Genomic DNA, 19,246 nt, shown 5'->3' with positions numbered 1-19,246 from the left:
TCCGGGAAGTCTGACAGGCGACACGCACTCGCGCGACTAGATCCGCCGGATGTTGCAAGGACACAGTTACGTTCCTCCAGGTTCGCCTCTCAGCGCCTCGCCACAGCGATCCGATTTGGAGGAATGGATTCTGAGACGCTAGTTGTCGCGTAACGCAACCTCGCCGAATTCCGATGTAGGCATCGACGCAAGTAGGCGTTTGGGCTGGTGGGTGGGGTCATGGAAGCGCGTGATCGAGACCTCAGCTGACGGAACGCTGAGGACGCACATCAGCGGGTTAGCGAGCTGCGAGCCTCGACTGGCGGCCATCAGCAAACGGGGGAGGAAGCGTTCGAAATGACTCGAGCTCACTCGACTGCTGCTCGCAGCGACGAGCCCCGAATGAAGTCGAGCGAAGACCAGGCGCTCGCCCATGACGATATTTCGTATCACTTAGGACACGGCAACGGTGTGGATCCTGGAACTTCTAGCACCAGCATCGCGCATGTCGCGGATCTTGCTCGGGATGTGGAGGGGCAGGCGAGCACGGCCAGACAGGGTAATCGACAGTCCCGCCTGTCCTGTTCCAGTCCCACGGCGGACTACGCATCGACCCCTACGTTGAGTGGACAACGAGTGTTGGTCAGCATGCCGAGGGTATTGGCTGGGGGAGAGCAGAGTCGTGCGGCTGAGCAGGGTCGTAGCAACCCCAAAGGTATTCAAAGCAGCCCTACGGGCGTTAGCCTCACAGAATCGGAACGTCGCGATCGCGGAGGGTTAGCAAGATTGGGCCTCAACCAGACGAGTGTGGCGCCTTGCGTCAACATCTGCAGAGCTACGACCCAGTGTCGGGCACGACTTCGGATGTGGTCGACTCAGTGGCGAGCAGTCCGATTTGACGGACCCGTCACGCAGCTATCGAACCGTCAGGTTTCAGGCCGGGGGAGATGCGGTCTCTGCACTTGTCCGAACGTCAGATCTGGTACCTGTCCGGTTGACTGGACTGGGGCATCGCAGTGAGTCAGATTGAGCTCACGCCTGATCCGCACCTGCTCGAGTCGATGCGGGCCGTGGGGTACTCCTTCGAGACTGCCGTCGCGGACATCATCGACAACTCGATCACTGCGGGCGCCAACACCATCCACGTCCTGACGTCCGCCCAAGGGAATCCGAGGGTCTCGGTCTTTGATGATGGCGATGGCATGGACCGCCAGACGGCAATCGTTGCCATGCGGCTCGCAGCCCAGAGTCCAAGTGCTTCTCGCAGGATGTCAGACCTCGGTCGGTTTGGCCTCGGCCTCAAGACCGCATCGCTGTCTCAGTGCCGCCAGCTGACCGTCGCGACCAAGCAAGCCGGTCAGCTCACGGTGCTCCGCTGGGATCTCGACCACGTTCTCACCACGGGCAGATGGCTCGTGCTCGAACTGGAAGACGGCGACGCGATCTCGCTCCTCGGGTGGAACCTCCTGGCCGAGGTCGACAGCGGCACCCTGGTGTGTTGGACCAGCCTGGACCTGTTGATGTCGACCGAGGGGCCAAGCCAGGCAGACTTCGACGCTGCGGTCGCGCGTGTGCGCGATCACTGCACCCTGGTGTTTCATCGATTCGTGACGGGAGACGACGTCCGCAAGATCTCGATGACCGTCAACGGTAACCAGTTCGTGGCGCTGGACCCATTTCTCAGTGAAAACAGGGCGACCGACAGGAGGACCGAGGATCTCCAGCTCGCCGGACAGGCGATTACTGTGGTGGCGTACACGCTTCCGTTCATCAACAAGCTGACGGCAACCGAACGGCAACGTGCGCTGGCCCCAGGGAGCTTTCGCGACAGCCAGGGATTCTATGTCTACAGGGCGGGCCGGCTTGTGGTCTGGGGCACTTGGTTCCGTTTGAACCCCAAGACCGAGCTGAGCAAGCTTGCGCGTGTGAAAGTTGATATTCCGAACTCACTCGACCATCTCTGGGCACTTGATATCAAGAAGTCTGCGGCGACTCCGCCACGCGACCTACGCGAAGCTCTGAAGGTTCTCGCAGGTAAGTTTGTCGAACCGAGTTCGCAGGTCCACCGATTCCGCGGTCGTAAGGAAAAGGAGCTTGACTCCCTCACCCGTGCATGGGACGTGATCGTGGATCGCGACAGCTTTCGATATGCAGTGAATCGTGAGCATCCTGTCATCAAACGCTTCGCAGACCTCCTTGACCCCAACGAACTCGAGCGTTTCGAGGTCCTGCTCGAGCTGGTCGAGCAGACGTTTCCTCTCATGGATGCCCATAATCGTCTGGGTCAGGATGCGACAGCTGTGACACTTGGAGATCAACTCGAGCGCGCAGTGGCGAGGGCCGTCGAAATTCGGGGGATGTTTGACGGCAGTCACCCGGGCGACGATAGTTACATAGAACTACTCAGTTCGATCGAGCCATACTGTCAGATTGTCGGGTTTCAATCCGCCTTGCGCGCTGCGCTCGGCGCCGGCTAGTTATATCGCAGACACCGTGGGCTAGGAGAATGTGGTGCAGAGTTTCAGCGACCATGAGGTGATCGGCTTCATAGTGCAGCAACTTGGAAAGGAGTATCCGCAGCCCCCGGTGCCCGTCGAGGCGGTAGAAAAAAAGGTCGATGCCTGGCGCAAAGGCGGCATGTACCCCGATCTCTCGGATGAGGCGTGGCAAAAGGTCCTGCTGCATGTGAAGACCAAGGTCATCATCACGATGGATCCCGGCGAGACACTTTCAGACAGCGGCCTCCAGATCTGGCTTCCGGAAAGGCACGCAGATATTGCCTGGAAGCGGTGGATAGCGTACAAACAACTATTGACGCAGAAGGGATTCTCGCCGGGTGTCCTGAATGTTCTGGACGCATCCACCGACGAGATCGTGAACTGTCTGGGAGACCCGCTCCTTGATGGTTCCTGGAAGCGACGAGGACTCGTCATTGGCGATGTTCAATCTGGGAAGACAGCCACTTACCTGGGAGTTGTGAACAAGGCCGCCGACGCAGGCTACAAGCTGATCGTCTTACTTGCCGGGGGTACAGAGGCGCTACGGAAGCAGACCCAGTTTCGGGTTGATGAAGGTCTGATCGGCAGGGATTCGTCGAAGAGTCCTGTTGGAGCGCATCTGTCAGTGACCCCGGTCTTCGGCGTGGGGAACTGGCTCGTCAACTTCCTCTCGGCGCAGGGGCTAACCACGCAAGAGACTGATTTTCGCAAGACGTCCAAGCAAGCTACGAACCTCGCTATCGACCCGCAAGCCTCGGCGCCTTACGTCTTCGTGCTCAAGAAGAACAAGACAGCGCTTGAGAATCTACGGGACTGGCTCATGGGGCATCAGCTGGGTGGGGCGAAACTCGATGTCCCAATGCTCGTGGTCGACGACGAGTCTGACTACGCTTCGGTCAACACGAAAAAGGAAGATTCGCCGACGGTCATCAACGCGCTGATTCGTAGCATTCTCGGTACCGTCACGAAATCTTCCTACCTGGCGTTCACGGCCACGCCATTCGCGAACGTGTTCATCGACCATGAGACGACGCAGGAGCTGCTCGGCGACGACCTGTTTCCCCGAGACTACATTCGGACGCTGGACGCTCCGTCCAACTATATCGGCAGTCGAAGCTATTTCGGAACCGAAGAGGAGGTGGACGCTACTCGGCTCGTCAAGCTGGACGACGCTGAGGACTGCTTCCCAATGAAGCACAAGTCGCATCTGCAGGTGTCGAGTCTGCCGCCCAGTCTCATCGATGCCATCCGCGCCTTCGTCGTTGCCGTCGCGATTCGTGAGGCCCGCGGTGACACCAGCGCGCGCGCCATGTTGGTCAACGTATCCAGGTTCAAGCGTGTACAAGCACAGGTTCACGAGCTGGTCGAAGCGGAGTTCCACAGGATCAAGGATGCGATCGAACTGCATTCCGTCTCGCTTGTGCCCGGCGACACTCATGATGAGTTGACGGCCCTGCGGAGGACGTTCGAACGATTGTTTTCAGGTGCCGAACTTCGATGGAACGACGTGGTGCCCAAACTGAAGTCTGCTGTCCATTCGACGTCGGTGAGGTTGATCAACTCCGACAGAGTCAAGCAGGCTAGCGACATATCCGACCTGGAGTCGGAGCGCATGATCGCGGTTGGCGGAGACGTCCTCAGTCGAGGTCTCACGCTCGAAGGCCTGACGATCAGCTACTTCCACCGAAGCGTCGGCGCCTCCGACACCCTGCTCCAGATGGCGCGATGGTTCGGCTACCGGCCAGGTTACGACGATATCTGTCGCGTCTGGCTACCTGATGACGTAGCGGACCAGTTCCGATACGTCTCCGGGATCGTCGATGAGCTCCGCGCTCAGCTACGTGCGATGAAGAAGCAGGGACTGACTCCACAGGACTTCGGGCTGATGGTTCGGATGCATCCAGAAACCCTGAAGATCACTGCGCAGAACAAGATGGGGGCCGCGGAAGCGAAGTCTTGGACAGTGGACATCGCGGCGAAGCGCATCGAGACAACAGACATCGATGCTTGTCCTGAGACAATCTCAAAGAATCGTACGGCCGTCAGCAGCCTTGTTCGCGGGATTGAATCAGCATATCCGCATCACAGCTGGGCAGGCGGTGGTGGGCCGTGGCCGCTGATCTCTGGGATTGACAAGAGCTTCGTTGCTGAATTTCTTGACGCGTACATCCCATTCGTTACGGATGCCTTATTCGCCGATAACGTTCTCTCGTCCTATGTCGAGAAGACGAGCAGTCCGGCCCTCAAGACATGGACGGTCGCGTTCGTATCGGGGAAGGGCGCGAAAGTTCCAGTCTCGAGGAACTTGGGCATTAACGCGCCGGTGCGAGCGGTGAAGATCGGGGCAGCGGTGACGGCGCGCGGCGGAAGCCGCTCGCACATTCCGTTGAAGGTTTCAGGAAGGAGTACGCGCCTAGCAGGTAAGGAGGATATCGGACGTACGTTCGGATTCGCGACAGCTTCCGACCGAGTTGAGCCCAGGGTTTATGAGGCGATGATGGGACACGGACCTTCCCTGATGATCTATCTGCTGGAGCCCGACTTTGGTGATTCCAGGCCTGAATTCTGGCCCCAAACCGGTCCTGATGGTGCCGACTACCTCGTTGGAGTTAAGGTGGCCATTCCAGGAAAACCCGGCACAAAGGGCTCCGAGGTGAAATACTTGCTGAACTCGGTAGCTCTGGATGCATGGCGCCTTGCCGTCGTCGAAGAGACCGCTCCCGAGGACCTCGGTGATCTGGATGGCAGCGATGATGAGTGAGGCGTCGTTTCTGACGAGTTGGCGACGGCGACTCGCGGACGGTCAGCTCGGCGTTGTTCTGGTCGACGTCGATCATCCGCTTGAGGTCTACGCGGGTGTCGATGATTTCGGTTACCCGCTGGTCCAGATCCGCTCGACCGTGAAGCCGAGACTTCCGGAGCTTTCAGATCTGGTGCTCGTCAGCCGGAAGGAGAGCCGCGGGCACTGGGTGCTGTCTCTGACTCTCCAGGACCCCAGGTTCGCGGAAGTCTTCCTTCGCCTCGTTGCACACGTGGTTTCCTCGTCGCGTGACGAAAGGACGCCGGCGCAGGCCTGGGTCGTTGTGGACGCCGTCCTCGACGAGTGGAGGCGCCTTCTTCGTGCTCGCCCGATGGGCGTGCTCTCCCTGGAGGAGCTGCGTGGTTTGGTGGGCGAGCTCTGGCTCCTCTTAAACCGGTTCGCGGCGCAGATGTCGATTGACCAGGCAATCGTCGGGTGGCTCGGTCCTCTCAATGCTCCTCAGGACTTCTGGTACCAGAAGACTGGTTTTCATGAGGCGAAGTCGATCGGGCCAACGGCCACACACGTCAGCATCAATTCGGCGAGCCAGCTCGATGAGATGGGGATGGAGCTGCTCGTCCTGCAGGTGCCCCAGGTGAGCGAGACGGAGTCTGGCTCCGTGAATCTCGTCAAACTCGTCGACCAAGCGATGGCAGGTCTCAACGCGGCGGGGGCCCCTCCGGACGAGTTCGAGTTGAGGCTCAGGAGTATGGGCGTCGACATCACACATTCGTTCTACGCGGACACCTGGTTCAGGACCACTGCTGTTGAGACGTTCGTTGTGACCGAAAACTTCCCGGCTCTTCGGCAGAGTGATCTCCCTGAAGGGGTGGAGCACGTGCGGTACAAGATCGCCCGCAGCAGCATTGCGCCGTTCCTTGTCAAGACCGACTTGATCGTCTGAAGGGTCGCCTTCCAATGGATCTCGAAGCGTTCCGCCTCAATCTCCTGAACCAAGCCCATGTTCGCGCCGCAGCAGAGGGATCTTTCACGAAGGAGGCCTTCCTGGCCGAGGTGTCTGACCGTCTGGCCGAGGCGGAAGAGGTTGAGCTCCTCAATGTCGTGTGGTTCGAAGGCGAGGGCAAAAGGCGCCGAAAGCTTGCGGTGCATGGCTTCGACCTCGATGATTCGGACAACTCAGTGGCGCTGGCCGTGCTGCGGTGGGGTGGTCAGGACTTCTCGACATTCAGCTACACGGAGGCGATGGCGTCCTTCAAGTCGCTGCAGGGCTTCCTTGAGGAAGCCGTCAGCGGAGAATTCGTTGTTGGCCGTGAGGAGAGCTCCCTGCAGTATCAGTTGGCGGAGGATCTTCGGAAGCGCGGGGCGAACGTCAGCCGCTACCGCCTCTACCTGCTCAGCGACCTAGCAATCAGCGGTTCGGCCAAGGCAGTCCCGTCAACGGAGCTGAACGGCGTGCCCGTCGACTTCCATGTTTGGGACGTCCGCCGGTTGCACCAGGTTGCGGAGTCCCTCACTGGTCGCCAAGAGCTGGTGATCGACCTGACCGAATGGCTGCCTGAAGGACTGCCTGCTCTTGAGGTCCGAGCTCATTCCAATGACACCAGGACGTACCTGGCCGCGCTGCCCTCAGTGATGCTCGCAGAGCTGTACGACCGACATGGGAGCCGGCTTCTCGAGGGAAACGTTCGCTCGTATCTGAGTAACCGCGGCAAGGTGAACAAGGGAATCCGAACGACGGTTCTGTCTGACCCTGCCCATTTCCTTGCCTATAACAACGGAATCACCGCAACCGCTGTCGGCGTTGACCTCAAGGACGGCAGGATCGCGAAGGTGACTGATCTCCAGATCGTCAACGGTGGGCAGACCACGGCGTCGCTTTTCTACGTCCGACGCGAGAACAGATCCGCATCGATGGAAGACGTCTACGTGCAGATGAAGCTGGTTGTGGTCGAACCGTCTGTAGCCTCTGACATGATTCCACTGATCTCGCGGCACGCGAACAGTCAGAACCGGGTGAGCGAGGCCGACTTCTTCTCGAACAGTCCGTTTCACGTCAGGCTGCAGGAGCTGTCGCGACGTATCTTGGCGCCAGCCAAGGCCGGCGTCAACTTCCAAACACACTGGTTCTATGAGCGCACGCGTGGAAGCTACCAGAACGAGAAGGCGAAGCTCACGCCGGCGAAGCAGAAGAAGTTCGAGGAGATGTATCCCAGGACACAGGTCATCGACAAGACGGCCGCCGCCAAGTATGAGGTCACCTGGGGCATGCAGCCACACTTGGTAAGCAGCGGTGCGCAGAAGAACTTCGTTGCATTCGCCAACCTCGTGGCCGCCAAGTGGGAGGCAACACCCGATTTGTTCAACGAACTCTATTGGAAGCATCTGGTCGCCAAGGCGCTTCTCTTCGAATCTGTGAGAACGGCGATAGCCAAGGCCGACTGGTACCAGAAGGGGTACCTCGCCAACTACGTCACCTACACCTTGGCGAAGCTGGCGTACGAGATCGGACGTCAGGGAAGGGGCCGGATTTTCGATCTCGATCAAGTCTGGAGCGTTCAGGCGGTCTCGCCAGAGGTTGTCGACGAGTGCCTTGCCATCGGACGTAAGGTGCAGGGAGTACTGACGTCCGACAACCGCGAGGTACAGAACGTTACAGAGTGGGCGAAGAGGGAGTCGTGTTGGGCGGCCGTGAAAGCCGCTGATCACAGACTCTCTGAGGGGATCGACTCGCAGCTCACGGCCGCCGCCACAGTGAGACAGAACAAGCGCGACGCAGCAGCGGTGCAGAAGATCGACGCGGGCATCGACGCGCAGCTGAAGATACTGTCCATGCAGGCGTCAGAGTGGATTGCCATACAAGAGTTCTTGAGCGACAGGCGGCTCCTCTCTCCCAATGAGGCAAGCATCCTCGATCTTGTCACCGGTCGGCGGCCCGGCGTTCCGTCGGAGGCTCAGGCGAAGCGGCTGCTGGCAGTGCTCCAGAAGGCGGACGACGCTGGGCATGGCCGCGTCGGCGGGGCATGACCGTCAACCACCAGGCAGTCAGATGTCTTCGGTGTCGGCTGCGGGTGCCGGCCGCAGTTGTCATACTGCCGTGTCGACCATTGTTGACGGGTGGACTGTCCGGCCGCCGGTAGGTCTGGTGTAGACGCAACCGGCTTCCGTGCCGTGGCGCCAGACAGTACGCCTCGGGTCCGGGTGGGACTCCAAGCTTGACCCAGCACTGGCCCGCTGAGAGTTGTCCACCGTAGCAATCGCGCCGACCCGGCCGATGCTGCGTGCTGTGTCGATGTGTGCGGAGAGTGTCACGACAGTCTTGTCGATCTGAGGTTGAAGGTGTGGGGCAGCCAAGGCGCGCGTCCAGCAGACCCGCGAGCCTGCATACGTGCGTGACACGTGCGCCCAGGGCTGTTATGGGGTTTCCTGGAGTCGGTAGGCACGATCAGGACGACACGATGAAGACGACACGATCAGGTGTGGACCAGACACTGGCTTGTCTGACGAGCCCAAGATGCGCCAGTGGGTCAACTACGATATCCACCGCGTCTCAAGCCATCGGATGGGGCAAATCGGATGAGTAGTGATCGTCAGTGGATCAGCACTCGTGAGGGGGCGCACCTTCGAGCGCGCCGCGTCCGAGACACACAGCCTGAGGTAACGTTGCGAAGCGCAGTTCATCGCTGTGGCCTCAGATTTCGGGTGCACCGCACGGTTGCCAGCCGGACGACGGCCGATTTCGTGTTGCCGAGGTACCGCATTGCCGTGTTTGTCGACGGGTGCTTCTGGCACGGGTGCCCGGATCATGGAGCACGCCACTTCCGCGGCCCGAACGCTGCCTTGTGGAAGGAGAAGATCGCAACGAACGTAGCTCGCGACGAACGGAATACAATGGCGGCCGGAGCAGCAGGGTGGACTGTCGTCAGGATTTGGGAATGTGAGATCCGTGCGAACGTCGATGCGGCAGCGCATCGTGTGCTCGACGCGGTGTCCAGGGTTGCATGACCACATCAGTCCGCCATTGGGAATGTGTGCCTGATTCCGATCCGGCGCTATCCAGTAGGTGGTGAGAAGGCGAACAAGTCCTGGGAATTCTGGTCCTTCCGCGGACAGTGGACAGCCAGAGGGCAGCTGTAGCAGTTCGGTCGAGTCTCATGGCAGAACTTTGCGCCTATGAGGCGTACCGCCGCCATGCGGAGAGGTGCAAGGTGGCCGGCGCCGATGAGCTTGACCAGTTGGACACGCCCATCGCTCGACCGGTTACGATCAAGGTCTTTGTCGTTTAGCCGCGCAGCGACCCGCAAGGTTCCGTGACTGACGAGCATGAGGTCCTCACCCGACAAAAGCCGGAAAACCGCCTGCTCGCCTGGTGCGAGGTGCAAATTTGCATCAATGGCCTCGACGTCCGACCAAATCGATCGCAAGGCCACAGCGCTACTCAGCCGACTGATGCGCTTGCGGGCCGCGACGGTCGGTGCAGCACTCAGGAGCTTGTTGAAAATGGCAGGTGTGAGGCGCGTCGACTTACGAATCGTTGCCATCAGCTCCGCCAATGCCGATGGTTTCATCCGCGAGCTGGACAGCACGGCCATCACAAGCGCGTGCAGCATCACAGGTTCTGAGGCAGGCAAATGGTGCCAGTCATCACCCTCTCGTCTGGCAAGAGCCCAGGTCGTGAGCGACTCTCGGACCTCCCTCCAGTGTGGTTGTGTCGCGCCAGCGGAGTGCCGACCGGGCTCACACGGCAGCAGAGCCTCGGCGGCAGCCCGCCCGAGCTGAGGTGGTACTGCATTGCCGATCTGGCGGAACGCGTCACTCCTTGTGCCGGCAAACCTGAATCGGTCAGGAAAGGTCTGAATGCGCGCAGCCTCTCGGACGGTCAGGGTGCGCGGCTGATCGGGATGGATGTACCAGTAGCCGTCTTTGGCGATATGGGCAGTGATCGTCCGACTGAGCTCGTTCCAGTCAAGTTTCTTGTACTTGTCCACAAAATGGTCCGCCTTGTAGCGACGCCGATCTTCGTCGATCTCGGAATACAGCGTCTTCGGTTCCATCTCTGTGAATATCTCGAAATCGTCTGCCCGGACTCGTCGGGTCATGTGATCCCACAGGATGCCGCGTTCGGCCCCCTTCCGCATCGACCTCGCGTAGCGGGACATGGTGGGTGGCTGCCTGTAAGCCGTTTTGCGTGCACCGACGCGCTCAAGGGGCTCGACGTCGAGCTTCGGCAGATCGCCTATGGCGTCTCGTAACGTGGTGCGTTCTCGATCAGGCTCACGCCAGTCGAACAAGTCAGTGTCGCTTCGTGCCAGCAGGATCAGTCGCTTGCGGTGCTGTGGTACGCCATACTCCCACGCGTCGACTATGCGAATTTGAATCGCGTAGCCGAGATCCTCGAGTTCCTCCTCGATGAGACGAACAACGAAGAAGTCGTCTGCCAGGCCCATGTCGGGAACATTCTCCATGATCACGGCACGCGGACGTACTCGCTTGATCACATCGAGATAAGCGACCCATAGTTCTTTTCGGCGGTCGTGAGGATCACGCTTATGGTTCTTCACGAGGTCGCGGATCTTGCTCCGTCCGGCCCGACTGAACGGTTGACACGGGGGCCCGCCTGCGACAAGGTCGATTTCGGCTGGCGCGAGGAGATCGATAAGCCGGTCACGCTCCGACGGATCTCCAAGATCCATGTGGAGACTCAAACCAGGAAAGTTTGCGGCATGTGTCTGCAGCGCCCTCTCGTCGATGTCCACGGCTGCGGCCACAGTCCAGCCTGCCTGCTCGAGTCCCGAGCTAAGGCCGCCGGCGCCTGAGAACAGATCAACAGCCAGTCGCTTCCCGCTGCCCAAGGTCTGCAGCCAGTCTCGGAAGCCTTGTGTGTCGCAGCTGCGTGGATGGGGCTTCAGCTCCAAGTAGTCACTTCGCTCAAGCGGCACGCCGTAGTGCCTTCCCAGCTTCGCGGCCACGGACCATCCTCCACAGTGAGCCGAAACTGACGAGGCCCAGGAGATCACGCACGGTCGCGAGAGGTCAAATCGTGATCAGCCCGAGCTGCCATCTCTATGATCTGGCCTGAGTGGGGTTTCGACCCACCCGACGCTCCGTACGAGCTACGGTCTTTCTGATCTGAGCCGCGCTGCGCTCGGCGCTGTTCCGGTCCGGACCGTCGGTCGAGATGGACGGGGAGTCAGGCCTTGCGTGGCGCGGAGACTGACTTCTTCACGGATTTGGCCCATCGCCGAGGTCAGCCGCCAAGTCTAGCCACCGGGTGTACGCGATCGCTCACAGTCCCGTCTTGCTCTGCAACTACCCTGCTCGGCCAGCCAGCCAGCGAGCCGGGCGCAGGCGTGTGCGCAAGCACCTTGACGCCACCTCCTTCAGTCGGCAAGCAGGCGAGAGTGGTGACCACGCCTGTCGGCATCGGTCCGCGGGAGCGTCAGATCGATTTCTAGTCGATGTTGAAAGTCGCTCTGATCACTCTTAAGAGCTCCCGTGCGCTGCGCTCGTCGAGCTGGATCGATTGACTGCTCTTTGGGTTCGACCGCCGATCATCTGAGCCAAAAGTGGTTAGGTGGAGGAACTTGGTGCCGCTGCCATCCACAATCGTTTGATAAAAACAATCGACCTCCGTCGGATGGATTTTTACTGACTGCATACCGCTGCTCAGTGAGCGCACTCTCGCCATCTGTCCCTCGCGTCTACGTCAAAGTGCCGGCGGCGTACTGTATTCGAGTGTCAGGCGCCATGTCGAGCATTTGGCCCAGTGCATGCAACCGCATCTGTAGCCACGACAGCGGGATGTCCTTCGCCGCAGAGCATGGCGACGAAGCGCTCAGTCGCTACCGGTTCATGGCCCACGATCTCGATCTGCTCCAGAGAAGGTCGGATCCAGCGCATTGCGCGGACGTGTTCGCGTGCTTGTACGTCGGTTCCGAAGACCGCCAACCGCCGTACGTCGTTCCGTGCGAGCGCGTCTGTGGCGAGGGCCGACACGGCCGGCGTACGGCGGGCTGCCAGAGCGGCGCCGTCAAGCGTCGCAACCGCCGCGCCGTCGTTGCCGAGCAGGACGTACGCCCCCTGGTGGGCCGCCGACGACTGGCCGTTGCCAAGCAGAGCGTACGACCCCTCGCCCGCCGCCGACGACCGGCCGGGCCGAGCGGAACGTGCGACCCCAAGCCGGCCGCCGACGACCGGCCGGGCCGAGCGGAACGTGCGACCCCAAGCCGGCCGCCGACGACTGGCCGGGGCCGAGCGGATCGTCCGATCCCTGGCTGGCCGCCAGCGGCCGGACGGCACCACCGTGAGGTAGAACGACCGACAGACCATCGGCGAAGGTCTTCCGGAGTTCAGTGACCACCTCCTCGAATGGTGCGAGGCGGTAGATGCGGCCCGCGTCGAGGTGCGGGAGAGTGTTCATGTCATGGCTTCTGCGCCGCGACTGGCTCCTGCTCAGCCACGGCCGGCGCCGTACCACTGAGGTGCGGCTCAGGAACGTCGCGCCGGCGACGCAACAGGTGCGCCACGGTGCCCCAGACGCCCCGCCGGAAGAGCAGTACGACGACCACGAAGATCACACCGGTGATGAGGCCGGGTCCGGTGATGTTGAGCGGGCCGATGTGGATCCCCGAGGTCGCGACGTAGTCCTCGACCTGCACGATCAGAGCGGCGCCGATCGTGCTGCCCCACAGCGTTCCGATACCACCGAGCACTGTCATGATCACGACCTTGCCTGACGTCGTCCAGTACACCTCCTGCAACGACGCGAACCCGTGGCTGATGGCATACAACCCGCCGGCGAGCCCTGACAACCCGGCGGAGATGACGAAGATCATCACCTTGTACCGGTCGACCGGGTATCCGAGCGAACGCGAGCGAGCCGGGTTCTCCCGGATCGCGACGAGGACCCGCCCGAAGGGGGAGTGGACCACGCGCCACGCGATCAGCAGTCCGATCAAAGCGATCGGCAGTCCGGCGTAATAGAAGTAGAACGGGTCCGACAGATCCAGCCCGAACAGGTTCTTCGGGATGCCCTGCAGTCCGTTCTCCCCACCGGTCACGCCGCGCCACTGGTTCGCGACGTAGTACACCATCTGCGCGAAGGCGAGTGTCACCATCGCGAAGTAGATGCCAGTACGCCGTACTGCGAGCAGCGCAATCGGAACGGCCAACACCATTGCCCCGACTGCTGCGCCGAGAATCGCGACGGGAAAGGGCACGCCAGTCTTGATCGCGATCGTGCCGGCTATGTACGCCGCGCTGCCCCAGAAAGCCGCATGACCGAACGACAGCAGCCCGGTGAATCCGAGCAGCAGATCGAGCGCCACTGCGAACAGCGCCCACGCGACGATGTCCATCGCCACCGGCGGATAGATGACCCACGGCAGCGCGAGCACGACCAACAGTCCGACGAGCACCCCGGCGACTCGCCAAAGCCGAGGCATCGCCGACAGTTTGCGGAACAGCAGCGCCGTCATACGGCAGTCTCCTCACGGCCGAACAGACCAGCCGGTCGCCACAGCAGCACGATGGCCATCAGGATGAAGACCGACGTCGTTGCCAGTCCCGGGACGTACACGTTGCCGAGCGCCTGCAGCATGCCGATCAGGAACCCAGCGGCCACCGAGCCGAAGATCGACCCAAGGCCACCGATCACGACGACGGCGAACACGAGGATGATCAGGTCCGCCCCCATCAGCGGACTCACCGCCCGCATCGGAGCGGCCAGTACGCCGGACAGCGCGGCGAGCGCGATCCCGAACCCGAAGACCGGCGAGATCCACCGCCCCACATCGATCCCCATCGCACGAGTCAACTCAGGCCGTTCGGTCGCCGCCCGGATGATCATCCCGACCCGAGTCCGGGCCAGGAGCAACCAAGCGCCGAGCGAGACGAGGACGGAGAACACCAGCACGAACACCTGGTACGCCGGGAAGTCGAACAATCCGAGGTCGATCGTCCCGCGCAGCCCGGCCGGTTGCGGATACGGCTGCGGTTGCGAGCCGTACTTCATCCGGAGCAGATCCTGGAAGATCAGCGTCAGGCCGAACGTCAGCAGGAAGTTGTACAGCGGATCCAGCGCGACCAACCGGCGGACGAGCAACCGCTCCAGGGCCATCCCGACCGCGCCGAGCGCCAGCGGCACCACCAGCAGGGAGATCCAGAAGTTGACGCCGGCCTCGTTGAGCAGGATGAACGCGCCGAACGCACCAAGCATGTAGAACGCGCCGTGGGCGAAGTTGACCACGCCGAGCATGCCGAAGATGACGGCCAGCCCGAGTGCGAGCAGTGCGTAGAAGCTGCCGTTGACCAGGCCGTTGAACGCGTGCTGAAGCAGATCGCTCATCCCTACCCCATCTTGCAGGTGGTCTCGGACACCGGCTTGAACGCCTTGTCCGCGGGAATGGTGGTCACGATCTTCTCGTAGTCGTACTCCTCCTTGACGTCGCTCTTCGGCTTCACCTCGGCGAGGTAGGCGTCGTGGATGACGCGGTGGTCCTCGGCCCGGATCTTGCCGTTGCGCAGGAAGAAGTCGTTGATCTCCTTGCCTTCCAGGTTCTTCACCACGTCGTCTGACGCGTCGGTGCCGGCGGCCTGGACGGCTTCGAGGTAGTTCATCGCGGCCGAGTAGTTGCCGGCGTGCGCGAACGACGGCCGGGAGCCGGTCTTCTCCTTGAACTTGTCGGCCCACTCGCGGTTCTGCTCGTCGAAGTTCCAGTACCAGGCATCGGTGAAGCGCGTCCCCGCCAGTGCGTCTGGTCCGAGTGAGTGGATGTCAGTGATGAACATCAGACCGACAGACAGACCGACACCTTTGTCTTTCAGTTTGAACTGGTTGTACTGCTTCACCAGGTTCACCAGTTCACCGCCGGCGTGCATGGCGCCGAGTACGTCGGGGTTGGCGGCCGGTGCCTGGAGCAGCTGGGACGAGAAGTCGCCGCTGGTGTTCGGGAACTCCGACGACTTCTTGCCGACGACCTTGCCACCGGCCTTCTCGACGGCGGTGGAGAAGCTCTTCTCCATGTCCTGCCCGAACGCGTAGTCCGGGTAGACGATGTACCAGTTCTTCGCGCCGGCTTCGGTCACTGTCGTACCTGTGCCATTGGCTAGCATGTACGTGTCGTAGGCATAGTGGAATGTGTACTTGTTGCACTTGCCACCGGTCAGCTCGGTTGTCGCCGCGGTGACGTTGAAGTAGAGCTTCTTCTTCGCCAGCGCTTGTCCTGCGACCGCCAGCGCCGCGGACGACGTCGGTACGTCGAAGATGGCGTCGGCCTTCTGCCGGTCGTACATCTCCTGCGCCTTGGTGTTCGCGATCTCGGGCTTGTTCTGGTGGTCGGCGACGACCACCTCGATGTTCTTGCTGACGGCGTCGTCGCCGTGCTTGGCCTTGAAGTCGTCGATCGCCATCTGCACCGCCTTGACCGCGTTCGGGCCGGACAGCTCGCTGTAGATGCCGGTCTGGTCGTTGATGACGCCCAGCACGATCTTGTCGTCACTGACCTTCCCGCCGCCACCGGATGGGCCGCCCGCCCCGCCGCCACAGGCTGCCAGCAGCGAGACGACGGCCAGGGTCGAGATCGCCGGGATGAGGTTTCGTCGCATGTCCTTCTCCTCCGATGGTGCGTTAGATTCCGAGGTATTCGAGCAACTCGTGCTCGCGTTCCTTGACCTCGGTGTTGTCCAGCGTCTGCGCGACCCGGCCTTGGGCGAGCAGGTAGTGGCGGTCGGCAACGGTTGACGCGAACCGGACGTTCTGCTCGACGAGCAGTACCGTCACCCCGGCCGCCTTGACGTCGCGCAGGATGTCGCCGATCTGGTGCACGAGCACCGGCGAAAGACCTTCGGTCGGCTCGTCGCACAGCAGCAGCCGAGCACCCATCCGCAATACGCGGGCGATGGCGAGCATCTGCTGCTCGCCGCCGGAAAGCTTCGTACCAGGGAACTTGCGGCGTTCCTTCAGCACCGGGAACGACTCGTACACGCGGTCCATCGACCAAGCGCTGTCGCTGACGCCGGGTGGCAGCCTGAGGTTCTCCTCGACGCTCAGACTGGCGAAGATCCCACGGTCGTCCGGGACGAGTCCGAGACCTCGACGGGTACGTCGGTGAGCCGGCAGGCCGGTGATGTCCGTGCCGTCGAGGGTGATGGTTCCCGAGGTCGGCCGGTGCAGTCCCATCAGGCATCGGAGCAGGGTCGTCTTCCCGGCGCCGTTGCGGCCGACCAGGGTGACCACCTCACCCGCTGCCACGTCGAGCGATACGTTCCGCAGTACCTGCGCTTCGCCGTACGACGCGTTGACGCCCTGCACGCTAAGCAGCGGACTCACCACCCAGGTACGCCTCGATCACCCGCGGGTCGTTGCGTACTTCGTCGTACGTGCCCTCGGTCAGGATCCGGCCGAATTGCAGCACCGTGACCCGGTCGGCGAGGCCAGCGACGACGCTCATGTTGTGCTCGACGAGGACGACCGTGCGGTTCGCGCGGATCCGCTTGACGAGCTCAACCGTTCGCTCGACGTCCTCCATCCCCATGCCGGCCGTCGGCTCGTCGAGCAGCAGCACAGCGGGATCGAGAGCGAGTGCGAGGGCAAGCTCGAGTGCGCGCTTCTGCCCGTACGCGAGAGTTCCAGCCGGTACGTCGCGCTGCCTGGCGAGCCCGACCTCGTCGAGGAGTTCGCCCGCGCGGTCCGCGAACCTGGCCAGCACCCGGTCGGACACCCAGAACCGGTGGCCGAGCTTCGTCGTACCCATCAGCGCAAGCTCGACGTGCTGCTGCAGCGTCAACTGCTCGAACAGGTTCGTGATCTGGAACGAGCGGGCCACACCCAGCCGCGCGATCCGTTCGGGGGACGAGCCGGTGATGTCCCGGCCATCGAGCCTGATCTGCCCGGCGCTCGGCTTGAGGAAGCCGGTCAGCAGGTTGAACAGCGTCGTTTTGCCCGCGCCGTTCGGCCCGACCAGCGCGTGCACGTCACCTTCCGAGACGGTGAGGTCGACCTGGTCGACGGCGGTGAAGCCGCGGAAGCTCTTGCTCAGTCCGGTGGTCTCGATCACCGCCCCGGAATCGCGTCCGGGCGCGTTGCTTGGATCCATGGCTGGAAGTTAGGTGCAGCGCGAACGCTGTTCCATGTCGTAGGGAGACACACTGCTCGCCCGATAGGTGTGGCGGCCGCACAGGTCGAGCCTGCAGGTGACGGGGTCGAAGCCGGCTATTGCGGAAGTCCGTCTTCCGCTATCGGTGGGACGATGACGGGATGTTGGAGACGTCGGCGCGGTTGTTGCGCTTGTTGTCGTTGCTGCAGGTACGGCGGGATTGGTCGGGGGCCGACCTTGCCGAGCGGCTGGGCGTGTCGACTCGGACGCTCAGGACTGATGTGGAGCGGCTGCGGGGGTTGGGGTATCCGGTCGAGGCTCGGCCCGGGGTGGCGGGTGGGTATCGGCTGGGGGCTGGTGGGGAGTTGCCGCCGTTGTTGCTGGATGACGATGAGGCGGTGGCTGTTGCGGTGGGGTTGAGGTCGGCGGCCGCGGGCGGGATTGCGGGGATCGAGGAGACATCGGTTCGGGCGTTGGTGAAGTTGGAGCAGGTGCTGCCGTCGCGGTTGCGACATCGGGTTCGGACGTTGGCGGGGGCGACGGTTGCGGTGGGTGGGGGTGGGGGTCGGGTTGATGCTGAGGTGTTGACGGCGATCGCGGGAGCGGTTCGGGATCGGGAGGGTTTGCGGTTCGACTACGCCGGCGGGGGCGGCGGGGTTTGGGGGAGTCGGCAGGAAGGCAGCGACGAGCCGACCGCGGAGGTGGATCGTCCGGTCGGCGACGAGATGCAGCCGCCGCGGGCGGTTGAGCCGCATCGGTTGGTGGCGTGGGGGAGGCGCTGGTATTTGGTTGCTTGGGACAACGATCGTGAGGCGTGGCGGACGTTCCGGGTCGATCGGATGCGGTTGAAGACGCCGAATGGGCCGCGGTTCACACCTCGGGAGTTGCCCGAGGAGGACGTTGCTGAGTTTGTACGGCGCTCTGTCGGTGAGGCGTCGTGGCAGTACCGGGCCCGGGTGAAGGTGTTCGCCTCGGCGGCGTACGTGCAGAACCGGATGCCGATTCCGATCGAGCCAGACGTAGTCGACGAGGACACGTGCATCGTCGAGATGGGCTCCGACGACCCTCATCAGTTGGCGCTGTGGTTGGGGCTGCTGGACGCGGACTTCGAGGTCCTGGACGCGCCGGAGCTGGCCGCGGCGGCCCGGGACGTTGGCGATCGGTTTCACCGGGCGGCGCGGAGGTTTGGATAGAGCAGGGCGGGCCGGTTCGGCCCGCCCTTGATGGCTGCGTCAGTTGTGGTGGTCGTGGCCTAGTTGGGCCCTGATCTCACCGCCGGGGAAGGCGGAGCTGTGGACGTTGACGTACGTCGTGCCGTTCCGCAGGGCCTTGACGAAGTCGTCGTACTGGCCGGCGAGCAGGCTCTGGCCGACCGGACCGATGACATCGGCGGCCCTGATTGTGCCGGTCACGGTCGCTGGTGCCGCGGGGCACAGTTGGGTTCCGGCGGGGCCGTTGCCCAGGTTGGTGCAGAGGAACACGCTGATCCCGCCGCTCTGCGCCTTCCCGCCGAAGTGGATGTGCGCCTGCTGGACCGTGCCCTCCAACGCGCTGTAGGTCAGCCGATAGGTGATCTGCTTGTTCCGGTCGTCGATGTGGGCCTGGAACCGCCCCGAGCCGTTCGTCGAGATCGGAGCCGGGTCCTCCTCGTAGCCGGTCAACTGCTCGCGCACCGTGGTCGGCGAACTGCCCGAGTCTTCCCGGCCCGCGGTCGCCACACTGCCTGTCGCCGTGGCCGCCAACCCGATCGCAATGGCCGCTGCGAATAGCCGTGCTCTCCTTGCCACCATGTATTCCCTCCCTCATCGAGGCGCGACGAAGAGTCTGTGATCGCCGTCACACCCCAATGAACGATGCCGAGCCCGCAACGGTTCAGTCACAGCACGCTTTCGGCCCATCCGCACCCGACACCCTGG

General features: G+C 62.4%; 15 protein-coding genes. 6 read left to right on the top strand and 9 right to left on the bottom strand.

Annotated features, from left to right (window positions below):
* Positions 1 to 995: 995 nt before the first annotated feature.
* The 5 genes from ACGFIF_RS37525 to ACGFIF_RS37505 all read left to right on the top strand — a co-directional run bounded on the left by ACGFIF_RS37525 (position 996) and on the right by ACGFIF_RS37505 (position 9,240).
* Positions 996 to 2,456 (top strand): ATP-binding protein, encoded by a 1,461-nt coding sequence (locus ACGFIF_RS37525; RefSeq protein WP_393161298.1) that lies wholly within the window; start codon positions 996 to 998, stop codon positions 2,454 to 2,456.
* Between the two features lie 34 nt (positions 2,457 to 2,490).
* A complete protein-coding gene (locus ACGFIF_RS37520) occupies positions 2,491 to 5,238 on the top strand; it encodes a Z1 domain-containing protein (protein ID WP_393161296.1) in 2,748 nt (915 codons plus the stop codon).
* Complete coding sequence (locus tag ACGFIF_RS37515; RefSeq protein WP_393161294.1) at positions 5,219 to 6,181, top strand: PD-(D/E)XK motif protein; 963 nt, start codon at positions 5,219 to 5,221, stop codon at positions 6,179 to 6,181. The genes ACGFIF_RS37520 and ACGFIF_RS37515 overlap by 20 nt, the downstream gene beginning before the upstream one ends.
* Positions 6,182 to 6,195: 14 nt before the next feature.
* The gene (locus tag ACGFIF_RS37510) at positions 6,196 to 8,262 is read left to right on the top strand and encodes an AIPR family protein (protein ID WP_393161292.1); all 2,067 of its coding nucleotides are present in this window, start codon (positions 6,196 to 6,198) and stop codon (positions 8,260 to 8,262) included.
* Between the two features lie 549 nt (positions 8,263 to 8,811).
* Positions 8,812 to 9,240 carry a very short patch repair endonuclease gene (locus ACGFIF_RS37505; protein WP_393161289.1) on the top strand — a complete coding sequence of 143 codons (429 nt, stop codon included), beginning with the start codon at positions 8,812 to 8,814 and terminating at the stop codon, positions 9,238 to 9,240.
* A 47-nt stretch (positions 9,241 to 9,287) separates the two neighbouring features.
* On the opposite strand, the gene ACGFIF_RS37500 is transcribed toward ACGFIF_RS37505, so the two are convergent.
* The 8 genes from ACGFIF_RS37500 to ACGFIF_RS37465 all read right to left on the bottom strand — a co-directional run bounded on the left by ACGFIF_RS37500 (position 9,288) and on the right by ACGFIF_RS37465 (position 17,330).
* Positions 9,288 to 11,204 carry a DNA cytosine methyltransferase gene (locus tag ACGFIF_RS37500; protein ID WP_393161286.1) on the bottom strand — a complete coding sequence of 639 codons (1,917 nt, stop codon included), beginning with the start codon at positions 11,202 to 11,204 and terminating at the stop codon, positions 9,288 to 9,290.
* Between the two features lie 769 nt (positions 11,205 to 11,973).
* Positions 11,974 to 12,255 (bottom strand): hypothetical protein, encoded by a 282-nt coding sequence (locus ACGFIF_RS37495; RefSeq protein WP_393161430.1) that lies wholly within the window; start codon positions 12,253 to 12,255, stop codon positions 11,974 to 11,976.
* A 10-nt stretch (positions 12,256 to 12,265) separates the two neighbouring features.
* Positions 12,266 to 12,655, bottom strand: coding sequence for a hypothetical protein (locus ACGFIF_RS37490; RefSeq protein ID WP_393161436.1), 390 nt, complete (start codon positions 12,653 to 12,655; stop codon positions 12,266 to 12,268).
* A 1-nt stretch (position 12,656) separates the two neighbouring features.
* Positions 12,657 to 13,712: a branched-chain amino acid ABC transporter permease gene (locus ACGFIF_RS37485; protein ID WP_393161284.1), complete on the bottom strand. Its 1,056-nt coding sequence runs from the start codon at positions 13,710 to 13,712 to the stop codon at positions 12,657 to 12,659.
* Positions 13,709 to 14,581, bottom strand: a complete 873-nt coding sequence (locus ACGFIF_RS37480; RefSeq protein ID WP_393161282.1) for a branched-chain amino acid ABC transporter permease — start codon at positions 14,579 to 14,581, stop codon at positions 13,709 to 13,711. Before ACGFIF_RS37480 ends, ACGFIF_RS37485 begins: the two co-directional genes overlap by 4 nt.
* A 2-nt stretch (positions 14,582 to 14,583) precedes the next feature.
* Positions 14,584 to 15,840: an ABC transporter substrate-binding protein gene (locus ACGFIF_RS37475; RefSeq protein ID WP_393161280.1), complete on the bottom strand. Its 1,257-nt coding sequence runs from the start codon at positions 15,838 to 15,840 to the stop codon at positions 14,584 to 14,586.
* A gap of 22 nt (positions 15,841 to 15,862) precedes the next feature.
* Positions 15,863 to 16,564 (bottom strand): ABC transporter ATP-binding protein, encoded by a 702-nt coding sequence (locus ACGFIF_RS37470; RefSeq protein WP_393161278.1) that lies wholly within the window; start codon positions 16,562 to 16,564, stop codon positions 15,863 to 15,865.
* Positions 16,548 to 17,330, bottom strand: a complete 783-nt coding sequence (locus tag ACGFIF_RS37465) for an ABC transporter ATP-binding protein (RefSeq protein ID WP_393161276.1) — start codon at positions 17,328 to 17,330, stop codon at positions 16,548 to 16,550. The genes ACGFIF_RS37470 and ACGFIF_RS37465 overlap by 17 nt, the downstream gene beginning before the upstream one ends.
* Positions 17,331 to 17,491: 161 nt before the next feature.
* Between ACGFIF_RS37465 and ACGFIF_RS37460 the strand changes: the two genes are divergently transcribed.
* Positions 17,492 to 18,523 (top strand): helix-turn-helix transcriptional regulator, encoded by a 1,032-nt coding sequence (locus tag ACGFIF_RS37460; protein ID WP_393161274.1) that lies wholly within the window; start codon positions 17,492 to 17,494, stop codon positions 18,521 to 18,523.
* A 39-nt stretch (positions 18,524 to 18,562) separates the two neighbouring features.
* Here ACGFIF_RS37460 and ACGFIF_RS37455 read toward each other — a convergent pair whose 3' ends face one another.
* Positions 18,563 to 19,120, bottom strand: a complete 558-nt coding sequence (locus tag ACGFIF_RS37455; protein WP_393161272.1) for a CHRD domain-containing protein — start codon at positions 19,118 to 19,120, stop codon at positions 18,563 to 18,565.
* Positions 19,121 to 19,246 lie beyond the last annotated feature (126 nt).

This window comes from Kribbella sp. NPDC049174 (assembly GCF_043197365.1).
In the GTDB taxonomy this organism is placed as follows: domain Bacteria; phylum Actinomycetota; class Actinomycetes; order Propionibacteriales; family Kribbellaceae; genus Kribbella.
The sequence above is the reverse complement of the archived record's forward strand: the minus strand, read 5'-3'. Positions and strand labels throughout refer to the sequence as shown.

What these genes read in the sequence shown, in the direction of transcription:
- ACGFIF_RS37515 (WP_393161294.1), top strand. Translation starts at nt 5,219, where the DNA reads ATGGCAGCGATGATGAGTGAGGCGTCGTTTCTGACGAGTTGGCGACGG.
- ACGFIF_RS37510 (WP_393161292.1), top strand. Translation starts at nt 6,196, where the DNA reads ATGGATCTCGAAGCGTTCCGCCTCAATCTCCTGAACCAAGCCCATGTT.
- ACGFIF_RS37505 (WP_393161289.1), top strand. Translation starts at nt 8,812, where the DNA reads ATGAGTAGTGATCGTCAGTGGATCAGCACTCGTGAGGGGGCGCACCTT.
- ACGFIF_RS37490 (WP_393161436.1), bottom strand. Translation starts at nt 12,655, where the DNA reads ATGAACACTCTCCCGCACCTCGACGCGGGCCGCATCTACCGCCTCGCA.
- ACGFIF_RS37485 (WP_393161284.1), bottom strand. Translation starts at nt 13,712, where the DNA reads ATGACGGCGCTGCTGTTCCGCAAACTGTCGGCGATGCCTCGGCTTTGG.
- ACGFIF_RS37480 (WP_393161282.1), bottom strand. Translation starts at nt 14,581, where the DNA reads ATGAGCGATCTGCTTCAGCACGCGTTCAACGGCCTGGTCAACGGCAGC.
- ACGFIF_RS37475 (WP_393161280.1), bottom strand. Translation starts at nt 15,840, where the DNA reads ATGCGACGAAACCTCATCCCGGCGATCTCGACCCTGGCCGTCGTCTCG.
- ACGFIF_RS37465 (WP_393161276.1), bottom strand. Translation starts at nt 17,330, where the DNA reads ATGGATCCAAGCAACGCGCCCGGACGCGATTCCGGGGCGGTGATCGAG.
- ACGFIF_RS37460 (WP_393161274.1), top strand. Translation starts at nt 17,492, where the DNA reads ATGTTGGAGACGTCGGCGCGGTTGTTGCGCTTGTTGTCGTTGCTGCAG.
- ACGFIF_RS37455 (WP_393161272.1), bottom strand. Translation starts at nt 19,120, where the DNA reads ATGGTGGCAAGGAGAGCACGGCTATTCGCAGCGGCCATTGCGATCGGG.